General features: G+C 72.7%; 10 protein-coding genes. 3 read left to right on the top strand and 7 right to left on the bottom strand.

What is annotated here, in order from left to right; all coding sequences use genetic code 11:
* Positions 1–65: 65 nt before the first annotated feature.
* Positions 66–3,134: a ricin-type beta-trefoil lectin domain protein gene (locus K7G61_RS07680; RefSeq protein ID WP_225845927.1), complete on the bottom strand. Its 3,069-nt coding sequence runs from the start codon at positions 3,132–3,134 to the stop codon at positions 66–68.
* 332 nt (positions 3,135–3,466) lie between these two features.
* On the opposite strand from K7G61_RS07680, the gene K7G61_RS07675 reads away from it, so the two are divergent.
* Positions 3,467–4,375 (top strand): cellulose binding domain-containing protein, encoded by a 909-nt coding sequence (locus K7G61_RS07675; protein WP_225845926.1) that lies wholly within the window; start codon positions 3,467–3,469, stop codon positions 4,373–4,375.
* Positions 4,376–4,472: 97 nt separating this feature from the next.
* Here K7G61_RS07675 and K7G61_RS07670 read toward each other — a convergent pair whose 3' ends face one another.
* Positions 4,473–5,309 carry a helix-turn-helix transcriptional regulator gene (locus K7G61_RS07670; protein WP_225845925.1) on the bottom strand — a complete coding sequence of 279 codons (837 nt, stop codon included), beginning with the start codon at positions 5,307–5,309 and terminating at the stop codon, positions 4,473–4,475.
* A gap of 216 nt (positions 5,310–5,525) precedes the next feature.
* On the opposite strand from K7G61_RS07670, the gene K7G61_RS07665 reads away from it, so the two are divergent.
* The gene (locus K7G61_RS07665) at positions 5,526–6,263 is read left to right on the top strand and encodes an SDR family oxidoreductase (protein ID WP_225845924.1); all 738 of its coding nucleotides are present in this window, start codon (positions 5,526–5,528) and stop codon (positions 6,261–6,263) included.
* Between the two features lie 284 nt (positions 6,264–6,547).
* On the opposite strand, the gene K7G61_RS07660 is transcribed toward K7G61_RS07665, so the two are convergent.
* From K7G61_RS07660 to K7G61_RS07650, 3 genes are all read right to left on the bottom strand, one after another.
* Complete coding sequence (locus tag K7G61_RS07660) at positions 6,548–7,123, bottom strand: DivIVA domain-containing protein (RefSeq protein WP_225845923.1); 576 nt, start codon at positions 7,121–7,123, stop codon at positions 6,548–6,550.
* Positions 7,124–7,133: 10 nt separating this feature from the next.
* Positions 7,134–8,243, bottom strand: a complete 1,110-nt coding sequence (locus K7G61_RS07655; protein WP_225845922.1) for a globin domain-containing protein — start codon at positions 8,241–8,243, stop codon at positions 7,134–7,136.
* A gap of 88 nt (positions 8,244–8,331) precedes the next feature.
* On the bottom strand, positions 8,332–8,745 hold the full coding sequence (locus K7G61_RS07650) for a globin family protein (protein ID WP_225845921.1): 414 nt from the start codon (positions 8,743–8,745) through the stop codon (positions 8,332–8,334).
* Positions 8,746–9,481: 736 nt separating this feature from the next.
* On the opposite strand from K7G61_RS07650, the gene K7G61_RS07645 reads away from it, so the two are divergent.
* Positions 9,482–10,444: a L,D-transpeptidase family protein gene (locus K7G61_RS07645; protein WP_225845920.1), complete on the top strand. Its 963-nt coding sequence runs from the start codon at positions 9,482–9,484 to the stop codon at positions 10,442–10,444.
* A 96-nt stretch (positions 10,445–10,540) separates the two neighbouring features.
* Here the strand turns inward: K7G61_RS07645 and K7G61_RS07640 are convergent, their stop codons facing one another.
* Together K7G61_RS07640 and K7G61_RS07635 are read right to left on the bottom strand one after the other, a co-directional pair.
* Positions 10,541–11,659: an ABC transporter substrate-binding protein gene (locus tag K7G61_RS07640; protein ID WP_225845919.1), complete on the bottom strand. Its 1,119-nt coding sequence runs from the start codon at positions 11,657–11,659 to the stop codon at positions 10,541–10,543.
* Positions 11,660–11,812: 153 nt separating this feature from the next.
* A complete protein-coding gene (locus tag K7G61_RS07635; RefSeq protein ID WP_225845918.1) occupies positions 11,813–13,285 on the bottom strand; it encodes a serine/threonine-protein kinase in 1,473 nt (490 codons plus the stop codon).
* Positions 13,286–13,451 lie beyond the last annotated feature (166 nt).

Here is a 13,451-nt window from a genome sequence, read left to right as displayed (position 1 = left end):
AGGTGAGAGTGGGGAGCGCTTGCAGGCGGTCTCGGAGAGCGGTCTGATTCCCTGACCTGCGCGTTTCATTCGCGTCGGTGTCCTGCGCGCAGGCCGCCGCCTGGTCGGCGGTGTCGGGCCGTTCCCTGGCCCACGCGGCCGCGCGGGCGGGCGGGGCCGCCGGCGGACGACGCCGCAGGACGCGCCGCTGAGGGGTGCGCGCCCGGCGGTCGTGGACCGAAGCGGACGGTGGCGCCCCGCGGCAGCGGTACCGCTGCCGCGGGGCGCCACCGACGGATGTCCGCCGGGGCGTCCCCCGGGGGCAGGTGGCCGGGGCCGGCGGAAAGGACGATGGGGGTCGAGTCGGCGGTCGCTCCGCCGCTGGGCGCCAGGCACAGGCCCGACTGGACGCCGGTGACGGTGCCGTCGGCGTTGAGGTTCCACTGCTGGTTGCTGCCGCCGTTGCAGTCCCAGATGATCACCCGGGTGCCGGGCGTGGTCCCGGCGGCCTCGGCGTCGAGGCACTTGGTGCCGTACACCTGGAACTGCTTGCCGGAGGTCAGCGTCCACTGCTGGTTGACGCCGCCGTTGCAGTCCCACAGCGCCACCTGGGTGCCGTTGGTCCGGCTCACCGCGGGGACGTCGACGCACCGGCCCGTCACGTTGTGCAGCGGCAGTGCCGTCGTCGCGCTCCCGCCGCTGGTGCTGCCGAAGTTCGCGGGTTCGGTCTCGCCCGCCGCGCCGACCGTGTCGGTGGTGGTGATCGTGATGGTGGCGTCGGGCAGGCCCGCCGACTTCGCCGTGATGGTGGAGGTGCCGGCGTAGAAGGAGCGGAACTCGATCGCGGCCTTTCCGTCGAAGGCCTGCAGGCCCGGGGTGAAGGTGTAGGACTTGCCGCCGGGCAGGATGCCCGGGCCACTGGTGACGGTCAGCGTGACGGCGCGGGTGTTGTTGACCCAGGCACCCGAGGCGTTGCGCATCGTCACCACCAGCTGGGTGTCCGTGGTGCCGTCGTCGGTGATCGTCGTGGACGAGTACCTGCCGGCTTCGAGTGTCATCCTGGTCGCGGTCCCGCTGGTGGACTGTTCGGCGGCCACGGGCGTCGGGTCGGCGAGATTGGTCAGGCCCGACCACCTGGCCTTGTTGGCCCGGTACCAGTACCACTGGTTCTTCGGCAGCCGGTAGTAGTCGATCATGCCCATGCGGGCGTAGCTCGCGTCGAAGATCGTGCCGTGGTCGAAGCCCGCCCAGATCGCCAGTCCGGCGCTGTCGGTGGTGAGCTTGAACCTGGTCCCGTCGCTCGGGTCCTTCACGTCGCCGTACGTCGGGTCGTAGGTGCCGGGCCGGTCGGAGGTGTACGACCCGTATTCGGAGACCACGTTCGGCATCCAGGTGTTGGTGATCTTTCCGCCGTCGCCGTTGTAGCCGGCGACGTCGCACACCGAGAGCTGGTCGAGCGAGCTGCGCTGGGTGCCGCCGAGGGCCGCCTTGCGGGTCGGGTCGAGCTGGTGCGAGTAGTCGCGCATCCTGCTCACCAGCGCCTTGGCCTTGGACAGGGTGGCCGAGGAGGTGAAGAACACCTCGTTGCCCATGGACCAGTTGATGATCGAGGGGTGGTTGCGGTCGACCCGGATCATGTCGCGCAGGGTGTCCATGGCGCTCTGCTCGAAGGCCGCCTGGTCGGCGGTCTTCTGCGGGTAGCCGTCCGCCTTGTAGTCGCCTGGACTGCCGGTCGGTGTGGGCTCCAGGCCACTGGTCGCGGTCGCCCAGAAGGGCGCTTCCGACCAGAGCATGACGCCGAGCTTGTCGGTGGCGTCCGCGAAGGACGGGTCGTGCGGGTAGTGCGAGCCCCGGATGAAGTTCATGCCGGCCTCGCGGATCCAGCGCACGTCGCGCTCGAATCCCGAGTTGGTGACGGCGTTGCTCCAGCCGCCGTGGTCCTGGTGGACGTCCGCGCCGACCAGCAGCGTCTTGACGCCGTTGAGGTAGAAGCCGTCCACCTTCCACTGCGCGCTGCGGAAGCCGAACGTGCTGTCGTAGGAATCGACGGTGGTGCCGCCGCCGACCACCCCGTCCGGGGTGCCGTCGACCACCACGGAGGTGGTCACGGTGTACAGGGCGGGGTTGTTCGGCGCCCACAGGTCGAGGCCCTGCAGCATGGCGGCGGTGTTCGACAGGGAGCCGCTCAAGGCGTCGAGCGTCGTGGTGCCGGAGGGAGCGAGCGTCGTCACCGGCGAGTCGAACGCCGCCAGCACGGTGCTCGATCCCTGCTTGCGCACCTCCTGGTGGGCGTACACATCGGTCGGGGAGGAGCTGTCGTTGCGCACCTCCGTCTGCACCCGCACGTTCGAGCGGCGGGCCGCGATGTTCACCTGCAGGTCGGATTCGCTCGGGTACTGCGACAGGTCGATGTTGCGGTAGTAGGCGGCGTCGCTGGTGTCCCAGTCGGGGTTGGTGAGCGCGGGCGTGGTGACGAAGGTGCCGTACCAGGTGACGTGGACGTTGTCGGTGACGTTCAGGTAGACGTCGCGGTAGAGGCCGCCGCTGAACTGGTGGTCGCCCGTCCGGGGAGCGAGGTTGGCCTGCCAGTCGTTGTCGACCCGGACCGATATCTCGTTGTCGCCGGAGCGGACCGCGTTGGTGATGTCGTAGTCGAATCCCGTGTAACCGCCCCGATGGGTGCCGATCCTGGTCCCGTTGACCCAGACGTCCGTGACCGAGAACGCCCCCTCGAACTCGAGGTCGACGCGCTTGCCACTCCATGACGTGGGAACGGTGAAGTGCTTGCGGTACCAGCCCACGCCCACGTAGAAGGACTGCCCGCTCGTGGTGCCGCCCACGTCGTACGGAGCGTCGAAGTCGTGGGGCAGTGCCACGGGGGTCCAACCGGAGTCGTCGAAACCGGGGTTCTCGGCCCCCGCGGCATCCGCGCGGACGAACTTCCACTCCCGGTTGAAGTTGATCCTCTGCCGGGAGTCCGAGGCGGGCGGCGGGGTGCTCGACGCGGACCGGGCTGACGACGGGGACGAGGCCGCCGGGACGGGCGCGGCCACCGCGTCCACCGACATCACACCTGACGCGGCCACCAGAGCGCCGGCGACCAGAACCGCCAGCGTCCCCGGAAAACGTCGCGATCGCCATTTTCCTGAGGTCATGGAGTCACTCTCCGATGCGGTGGGGGGAGAAGAGCAACCGGGGACGGGCCGCGCCGGGCAACCAGACGTCCCATGTCTCAAGAGGTATCCCATGGTGCCGCCAACCGTGTCAACCACCCGTCACAGGAGAGGTTTCACGCTTTTTGCCCTGATTGTCACCCCCGGCCGCCTCGCCGCCGGCCGACCCGTGCGCACGTCCGCGTCCGCAGTGCGGGAACCGCCCTGACCTCTTGTTCGACCCCTGTCACCCGCTTGCCTTTACCGCAATGGGAGCGCTCCCATCTCCCTTCGCCCACGCCGGAGTTCCCCGGCGCCGACTTCCTGGAGTCGCAGTGAGAACAGCATTACGTACGGCACGAAGAGGTCCGGTCACCGCGCTGCTGGCCACGCTGACCGCGGTCCTGGGGCTCGTCGTCCTGGGCGGTGTCCCGCCGGCCGGCGCGCAGGCGCAGCCGCCCGGCACCGACCGCGCGGGTACTTCGGCCGTCGGCACCTTCGACGGCACCACGGGCGGCACGTCCGGCGGCACGTCGGGCGGCACGTCCACCTCCGGCGGTACCTCGGCCGGTGTCATCGGCGGCGGTTCGTCCGGCGCCACGAGCGGCAGTTCGGGCGGGACCGTGGGGCCGACCCAACCGGGCAACCCGACCGTGGTGTCCGTGACGCCCACCTCGGTCACCCTCACCTGGGCCCCTTCCACCGACAGCGCCGGTGTCGCCCGCTACGACGTCGTCTTCGACACCGGTGACGGCTACGCCACGATCGGCAGTTCGACCACCACCACCGCCACTGTCACCGGCCTTCACCCCAGCGCGGGGTACGACCTGGCGGTCCGCGCCTTCGACGCCGCCGGTTACGCATCCCCCCGCACCGCGTGGGTGTACGCCGTCACCGCCGCGATTCCCCCTACGACCTGCTCCGTCGGCTACCGGGTCGTCAGCCTCTGGAACGACGGGTTCCAGGGCGAGATGACCATTCCCAACACCGGGACCACCGCCATCAGCGACTGGAAGCTGGTCTTCGACTTCCCGCTCGACTACACCTGGCGCGAGACCGTCGTCACGATGTGGGGAGGTACGTTCGTCCAGAGCGGCGGCAGGGTGACCGTCACCCCCGCCTCGTACACCTCCTCCATCCCCGCCGGCGGTTCGGTGACCATCGGCTTCGTCGCCACCGGGAACGGCATCGAATCCGCTCCGCCCTACTTCACCCTCGGCACCGGCACCTGCGCCACCACCTGATCGCACACCACCCGGCCGACGGTGGCGAGTGGCCGGTCGGACGGGCCCGTGGACCGTCCGACCGGCCACGGTGCCGTGCACCGCGGACTCCCGGCGTTCAGGCCGACTCCGCCGTCGAGGCCAGGTACGCCAGGGCCTGCTCACTGCGGCTTCCGGGCTCGGGGGTGCCGACGAGCAGGAGCTGGCCCGGGGCGTCGACCACCTCGAACGTCTGGTAGGTCAGACGGATGCGGCCGGCCTCCGGGTGATGGAACACCTTGAAGGTCCGGGTGAGGCCCGCGACGTCACGGTCGGCCCACAGGGCCCGGAACTCCGGTGAGACCGCGTCGAGTTCGGCGACGAGGCCGGCGATGTGCGCGTCGTCCGGGAAGCGTCCCGCGTTCAGCCGCAGCGCGTACGCGGTGCTGCGCCGCAGCGGCTCCCAGCCGGTGAACACGTCCTTGGCCCGGGGGTGGGTGAACAGGATGCGCGGCATGTTCCGCTCGGTGCCGAACGGCGACAGCAGCGCGTCGGCGATCGCGTTGGCCGCGATCACGTCGAGGGCCGGGCCGAGGACGTACGCCGCCGCCTTGGGAAAGCTCTCCAGCAGCCGGAGCAGCGACGGGTGCACGGGGCCCCGGGCGTCCCGCGGACCGTCCGGGCCCGGCAGGGGGCTCAGCCCCGCCAGCCGGAACAGGTGCTCGCGTGCTTCGGGCGCGAGGCGCAGCGCGTTCCCGATGGCCCCGATCACCTGCGCGGAGGGATGACGCTCACGCCCCTGCTCAAGACGGGCGTAGTAGTCCGCGCTGACGCCGGCGAGCACGGCCACCTCCTCGCGGCGCAAGCCCGGCACGCGTCGCCCGGAGACCCCGCCGGCCAGTCCGGCGTCGGCCGGTTCCACACGCGAGCGGCTCGCGCGGAGGTACGCGCCGAGCTCGTTGTCGTGTGCGGTCATGACATCGATGCTAACCGGGCGCGCCGGATCGGTGCCTCGCACCGGCTCCGCCGGGGCTCCGCCCGCGCCCCGCGCCGCGGGCCGCGCGCCCCGCGAAAGGTGCGTGAGCCTGGGTGTGCGGCACCCAGGCTCACGCACCCTTCCCCGGTCCGACCCGGTGCGTTGCAGTTGAAGGCGCGACCGGCCCGCCGCCGGAACACCTCTGAAGGAGCACACGTGAGCACGCCGACGACAACGAAGACCGTTCTGATCACCGGGGCCAGCAGCGGCATCGGTGAGGCCACCGCCCGCCGCCTGGCCGGGCTCGGCCACCGCGTGCTGCTCGGCGCCCGCCGTACCGAGCGCCTCGCCGCGCTCGCCGAGGAGCTGCGCGCGGCCGGCGCCTCGGTCGCCCACCGTGAGCTGGACGTGACCAGCCTCGACTCCGTGCGCGCCTTCGCCGCCGCCGGCGTCGAGGAGTACGGCCGGATCGATGTGCTGGTCAACAATGCCGGGGTGATGGCGCTCTCCCCGATCGAGGAGCTGCGGATCGCCGAGTGGGAGCAGATGATCGACGTCAACCTGCGCGGTGTGCTGTACGGGCTGGCCGCGGTGCTGCCGCAGATGCGGCGGCAGGCGGGTGGGCACATCGTCAACGTGTCGTCGGTGTCCGGGCACCGGGCGGACGCGACCGCCGCCGTGTACAGCGCCACCAAGTTCGGCGTGGCGGCGCTGTCGGAGGGGCTGCGGCAGGAGAGCCGCGACATCCGTGTCACCGTCGTCAGCCCCGGCTTCACCCAGAGCGAGCTGACGGACCGCGGTGGCTCGCCGGAGGCACAGGCCGCGGCCCGTGCGGCGGCCCGGCAGCTGGCGATCCCCGCCTCGGCCATCGCCGACGCGATCGCCTTCGCCATCGACCAGCCGGCGAACGTCGACGTCAACGAGCTGATCGTGCGTCCCACGGCGCAGGGCTGACGTCCGGGGCCGTCCCCTCCCCCGTGGTCCGACGACGGCGAGGTCCGCGGAAGGCCCCGGCCGGGCGCCGCGCCCTCCTCGGCCCCCTCGCCGTCGCAGGAGACCCTGTCGCAGGAGACCCTGTCGCCGAAGAAACTCTCGCCGGGAAGGCCCGGCACCCCGTCCGGGCCCGGCGGCTCCTCGATGTGCCGTCGGACGCGCTCAGGCCCGGCGCGCGCATCGGCCCGGACGCCGGGGAACCCGCCCGACGGGACCGGTGACCGCGGGCCGGGCGGGCAGGTGGATCAGGCGCCGTACCGGGTCGCGGCGGCGGCCGAAGGGGTCGGGGCGGGAGTGTTGGAAATGGGGGTGGTGTGCTTCGTGGCGAACTGGTCCGCCGTGACGTTCAGCGACTGGGCGATCTGCCGGAGGTAGGAGATGAGCCGCTCGGTCTCCTCCTGGTCGCCGTCGTCCTGGCCGCCGTTCTCCTGCATCTGCCGCAGGATGGCCTCGGCCTGCGCCCGGGCGGCCCTCAGCATGGTTCTGGCCTGCTCGCGGGCCGCCAGGACGGTCTGCTCGGCGGACTGCTGGGCGCGGGCCTGCTGGAGCACCGCGTCCACGGTCGGCACCCCGGTGGGGGTGGTGCCGTCGCCGATGTTGTTCGCCCGGATCCAGTCCCGGTGGCGCTGCATGTCCGCCCGCAGCCGGTCGTTCTCCTCCGTCAGCGCGGTCAGCGCCGCGGCGCACCGGCGCAGCGCGTCGTGCACCGGCTCCTCGCTGTAGCCGCGACGGGTCAGGGGGGCGCGGGGGAAGGTCATCGCGCGCAGCGACTCGGGGGTCACCGGGCGCTGCGCCGGATGGCGTGCTCCTGTCTCGTTCACGTCTCTCCGATCACCGAGCGTCTTCGAAGTGCAGCAGGTCGTGGGGGATGCCTGCGGCCGCAAGATCGCGGACCGTCGCGGAGACCATGGCGGGCGAACCGCAGACGTAGAAGGCACGTCCGCTCCAGTTGGCCGAGCGCAGCACGGGGCCGGCGAGGCTGCGGTTCTCGAAGGTGCCGGCGTCCGCGCCGACCAGCGGCGTGATGCGGAGCCACGGGTTGGGCTGGGCCAGTTGCCTCAGCGCGGCCGTGTCGTACAGGCCGTGTGCGTCGCGTGCCCCGAAGAACAGGTCCACCCGGCGCGGGGGGCCGTGCCAGGCGATCTCCTCGATCAGGGCGCGCAGCGGGGCGAGGCCGGTGCCGCCCGCGATCAGCACGAGGTCCCGGCCGGCGGACGCGCGCAGCGTCAGCCTGTCGCCGATCGGGGCCCCGAGGCGCAGGACGTCGCCCTGCCGCAGCCGGTAGACCAGGGCCGGGCTGACCAGGCCACCGTCGATCGCGCGTATGTGCAGTTCGACGATCCCGTCGGCGCGCGCCGCGTTGGCCGGGGTGAAGGACCGCCAGGTGCTCGGCAGCAGCTCGGGGGCCTCCACCATCACGGACTGCCCGGCCACGTACCGCATCGGCTGGTCCAGGCGGACGGTGAGGACCGCGAGGTCGAAGCCGCGCGGCTCGTGCCGCACCACCTCTCCGTTCCACCACGGCGGGTTCACCGCGCTGTCGGTCTCGGCGGCCTGGAGCATGGTGCCGGCGACCAGTGTGTAGGCCTCGGTCCAGCCGCGCTGCAGTTCCGGGGTCCACGCCTCGCCGAGGAAGTAGGCCAGGGTGGCGAGCAGTGCCTGCCCCACGGCCTCGTAGTGCTGGGCGACCACCTGGAACCTGCGGTGGTCGCGGCCGAGTTGCTGCAGGAACGGGACGAGCCGGTCGGGATCGTCCGCGTCCGCGACGATCCGGCCCAGGGCGGCGACGAGGCGGTCGCGCTGCATGCCCATGGCCACGGGGAACATCGGCCGGACCTCCGGCGCGATGAGGAACAGGTAGGAGTAGAAGTACCGCGGCACCTCGTCCCCGGACTTGCCGACCAGGGCGAAAGAGTCTCTCAGCGCCTGGGAGTCGCTCACGACCACCCTCCGGTGGCTGACATCTTGGTTGACTTCCGATCAATCGAGGGCCGGTCGGCGGCCCTTGGACGAGCCGCCGGCGGCTGCGTCAGACGGAGGCCGCTTCGCCGGCCGATATCATGGTGGTGCTGATCACGCCGTAGACCGCCGCCCAGGACTCCTCGACTTCCGGCGTCCACGCGTCGCCCGCGAAGTGGCGCAGGCTGGCGATCAGGCTGGCCCCCACGGCCGGGTAGTGCTCGGCGAGCGCGCCGTATCCCACGTGGCGGCGCCCGAGGTTCTGCAGCATGCCCGTCAGCGTCTCGGTGTTCTCGATGTTGTTCACCAGGGCGCCCAGCGCCGCCCACAGGCGGTCGCGCTGATCACCGATGTGGGCGGCGAAAAGCGGGCGCACACCGGGATTGTTGGCGAAGAGGTGCTCGTAGAAGTAGTCCGTCACCTGCGTGCCGTAGGGCTGAACGGCCGCGAAGCTGCTGCGGATGTGTGAAAGTTCTGTGGTCATGGCGGCCGACTCTAGCCAGATGCGCACTGACCGAACAAGTCGGGACCGGAAAACATTGTTTGACCTCCCATAATTCCGCCGGCGGGATCTGGATTGCCCCTCTGCCGCGGGCAGTGACCCATGGTGGCGAAGCAGAAGAATTGCCCCGAAGAGTTCAAGAGGGACGAGGCGGACCTGCCGTACTGACGGCCAAACGCCTTTTCATGTACGGCAGTTGCATGTCAAGTCGGTCCGCGGGTCTGCCGGATGTGCATTATGATGCCGCCGGTCATCCTGATATCGCCGGTGATTGCGGCGGGTCCCGCGATCCTCTTCGACATTGATTTTGACCCCGCCGCGGGCAGGCCGCGGCCCGGGCCGGGAGAGGTCAATCCCGGATCCCGGCGAGTTGTTCGGACCTCGCTTCGATCCGTGAAGATCGGGGGGATCAGGGAGATTGCGGAGTTCGCGGGGATCGAGGGGATCGAGGGGATCGGGGAGATCGGGAGGAGTTGGCGGGGCGGCGTGAATGCCGTCGGATCCGGAGCGCCGATCCGGCCTGTGCGACTCAGGAGTTGCTTGCTGTGCGCTGTGCGGTCCTGTGCGGTCCCTCGACCTCGCCGTCCGCCCGCCGGGAGGCGGCCGGTACAGTCGGACACCCGTCCGCCGCCCGCGGGCGGCGGTCCGGTCCGCCCGGCGGTACGATCCGGCCGGACCGCCGTACCGACCGAGCCACGCGAGGGAAGGCCACCCGCCGATGACCGCCTCTTCGGGCCGCCACGCGAAGCCCCGTGCCAGGACCGCCCGCCGAGCCGCTGTCACCGGAGTGCTGGGCGCCGCGGCCACCGTCTCCGCGCTCGCCGCCACCACCGGCGCCCAGGCGGCCACCGCGCCGGCCGCGCTCGGGGCCGCGACCGGCCGGGCGGTCAGCTACGACACGGCGCTGCCCGGCCCCGCGCCATCGGGCGCCACGCTGTCCGCCGGCACGGCCGACCAGCACGTCTCCGGGATCAGCAGCTCCGCGGCCACGACCGGCCCCGCCACCGCGCCGAACGCCGACGGTCCCGGCGCGCCCAACACTCAGCCCCCCGGAGGCCTGTACGTCACCACGACCGGGCCCTTCCCCGTCAAGGTCACCCTCGGGGCCGCCACCACCCAGGTCATCACGGTGAAGGCGAGCGGCTCCTACGCCACGGTCGCGATGTGGCAGCAGACCTCAGGGACCTGGCAGCAGGTCGCCGCGACCACCGCCGCCCGCGTCGGCTCGCACGGCATCACCGAGGGCATCAGCCGCACCCAGGGCTCGTACACCACCCCCACCGGCACGTACACCATCACCCAGGGCTTCGGTGTCGGCACGAACCCCGGCACCAAGATGCCCTACCACCAGGTCACCACCCACGACTGGTGGGTCGAGGACCCCACGTCCGCCTACTACAACCAGATGCGCACCGACACCCAGGGCGGCTTCCACCTCACCGAATCCGGCGACGACGGCAGCGAACACCTCATCAACTACCCCACCCAGTACCACAACGCCCTCGTCGTCAACTACAACATGAACCCCGCCGTCAAAGGCCGCGGCGCCGGCATCTTCCTCCACGACCTCGGCCCCGAGGCGGGTCCCACCGCGGGCTGCGTCGCCGTACCCGCCGCCTTCCTGACCCAGATCATGCAGTGGATCGACCCCGCCGCCCAGCCGGTGATCGCCATCGGCTGACGCCACCCACGGACACGTGTGCGGCGCCGTGCCGGGCCGGTATCCGGACGCCGCGGGCGGCGCCGTGCGCGGGCGGCGGACGGCCCGCGCTCGATGTCATCCCGCGTCGGTGCGGAGGATCCGGAAGCGAGCGGGATCCGCCGGGTCCCGGTCGACGACCTGGACCGGCGCCCGGGCCCACTGCCACACGCCGATGCCCGGCACGCGGGTGAACCGGATCCGCCCGCGCGTCCCGTCGACCGCGACGCGCGGCCAGGACCCGGCGATACCCGCCCTGCCGACGCCGTGCGAACGCAGCACGCCGGCGAGGACGGCGATCGTGTCGTAGCCCTCGAAGGCGACGAAGGAGGGCGCCTCGTCCAGCCGTTCGCGCAGGGCCGCCTCGACGCGCTCGCCCAGCGGGGTCGGGCGCTCGGGCAGGTAGCGCAGGAACGGGATGCCGGCGCCGTCGTCACCCAGCGACGCCGCCCACGCGGCGAACTCCGGCTGCCCGGCCGGGGCGCCGATCGTGATCCGGGCCAGGCGCCGGTCGCGGCGGACGGCCCTGACGATCGAGACGGCCGGCTCGGGGTTGCCCACCAGGAGCAGGAGGGCCGTCGCGCCGCTGCCGGCGAGTTCGTCGCACAGCGCCGCGGGGGTGAGGGCACGCGCGTCGAGTCCGACGACGGTGCCGCCGCGCGGTGCGAGGCGGTCCCTCAGCACGCGGGTCCCGGCCGCCCAGTAGACGCTCGGCTCGGCCGCCACCGCGACGCGGCCGTGGCCCGCGCCGGCGAGGAAGTCGGCGTAGACGCGCCAGCCGTGGGACTGCGCCGGGGCGAGGCGCGCGACCCATCGCGTCGGCTGCTCGGTGAGCGCGTCGAGCACCGCCGACGAGCAGAGGAACGGCAGGCCGAGCGCGTCGGCCCTGGCGGCGGCCGCGCGCGCGACGACGCTGTGGTACTCCCCCGCCAGCGCGGCGACGCCCAGGCCGGCCAGCTCGTCCACGGCCGCCGCGGCCTCGCGCGGATCGGCCGCGGTGTCCCGGGTCAGCAGTTCCAGTGGCCGTCCGCCGATCCCGCCGTCGTCGTTGACGTCGCGAACGGCCAGTTCGAGTCCGGCGAGCAGGTGCCGGCCCGCATCGGCCCAGCCGGGCCGGGTCAGCGGGACGAGAGCGCCGATGCGGACCGGGGGGCCGTCGGCCGGCCCCGCTCCGGGCGGCGGTGGTGGGGTGTTCATCGTGGGCGGCTCCGCGTGACGATTGGGTCGCCGTCCGCCGGATCGCCCCATGGACGGGTGGACGGGCGGACGGGTGGACGTCGGTGGCGCCGAGGGTAGTCGAGCGGGCGAACGCCTCGCCGGATCCCTGGAGGGAGGTCCCGGTGCGGCCGGTCAGTGCTGTGGCGGCTTCTTCCGCCCCGCCGCTGCGCCGTCGCCGCCGGCGTCCGTGGTCGCCGACGGACTCACCGTCGTGGAGGGGGTGTCGGTGGGGGTGGCGGTGGGCTGCGGGGAATCGGTGGGCGAGGGCGCGGCCGGGCTCGGCTGCGGGGCGGTGGTCGCAAGGTCGCCGGGAGTGCTGCCCGTGGCGGGCGAGGGGGCGCCGACGGGCTGCTTGTCGTTCCGCGGCCCCGGGGTCGCGGGTGTGTGCCGGACGTCCGCGGCGCCGTCGGTGCCGCGCGGGGTGGGCGGGGACGTCTGCCAGTCGTTCACGGGCTGGGAGTTCACGCCCGGTACGAAGGCGTGGCGGGTGGGGGCGATGCGGGGTCCGGGCGTCGTGACGTGCTGCGAGGCTGCGGCCTGCGGCGCCGGACGCACGTCCGAAGGCTGTGGCGAGGAGTGCGCCTCGCCTATGGGCCAGGCGAGGGCGAGGACGGCCACCGCCACGGCCGCCACGCCCGCGCCCGCCCCGGCGGCGGCCGGGAGGGCCGCGCGGCGGCCGTGTACGGGTACGGGGGCGGTGGCGGGTACGGGGCCGGGGGCGAAGGCGTGGCCGGCCGGGGCGAAGGCGCGGGTGCCGGACGCCGGGCCGGGGAACGCGAGGCGCGTGGGGGCACCGGCCCGCCACGCGCCGTCCCTGAACCAGTCCCGCACCTCAAGCGCCGTCGGCCTGTCCCGCGGGTCCTTGGCGAGCATGCCGGCCACGAACGCCTCCAGCGCCTCGGGCACGCCGGGCCGTACCGCGCGCAAGGGCGGCGGGAGGCGTTCCACGTGCTGGTGCAGCATGCCGAGCGGGTGCTCCGCGAGGAACGGGGGCCGGCCGGCGAGGAGTTGGTAGAGGGTGCAGCCCAGGGAATAGACGTCGGCCGCCGGGCCGAGGACGTTCCCGCGCGCCGCCTCGGGTGACATGTAGGCGCTCGTGCCCGTGACCATGCCGGTCACGGTGACCTCGGTGACGGTGTCACCGCCGAGGCCGCGGGCGATCCCGAAGTCGGCGATCTTCACCGAACCGGCCCCGTCCAGCAGGATGTTGGACGGCTTGATGTCCCGGTGGACGATGCCCAGCCGGTGCGCCTCCGCGAGGCCGTCGGCGATCTGTGCGGCCTTGTCGGCCACCCAGTGCGCCGGCCGCGGTCCGTACGCCTTCAGCTCGTCGGCGAGCGTACGGTCGCCTGCCAGCTGCATCACCAGGTACGAGCGGCCGTCCTGCACGCCGAAGTCGTAGACCTCGACGATGTGCGGGTGGTGCAGATGGGCCTCCGTGCGTGCCTCGCGGCGGAAACGCGCCTCCGCGTCGTCCGCCGCACGGGCGGCGGGCATCTTGACGGCGACGGGCCGTGCGAGCCGCAGGTCCCAGGCCGCCCAGACCTCGCCCGTACCGCCCTGCCCGAGCAGCCGATCCAGCCGATACCGGTCCGCAAGCACCACCGAGCCCACCTCCTCCGCACGTCACCAGGCAGTTGCCCGACGGCTCCCCACCTGCTCGCGGCCACCGGCGTCCCTGTGTCGGCTTACCCGGGGCGCCGCGCCTAAACGGTTCCTCCGCGGGCGCCGCGGCAGGCGCGGACCTCGCCGGCTGTCACAAGGGGGGCGG

Origin of the sequence: Streptomyces sp. HPF1205 (assembly GCF_020400825.1) — a bacterium.
Classification (GTDB): domain Bacteria; phylum Actinomycetota; class Actinomycetes; order Streptomycetales; family Streptomycetaceae; genus Actinacidiphila.
This window is presented reverse-complemented; position numbering and strand designations above follow the sequence as displayed.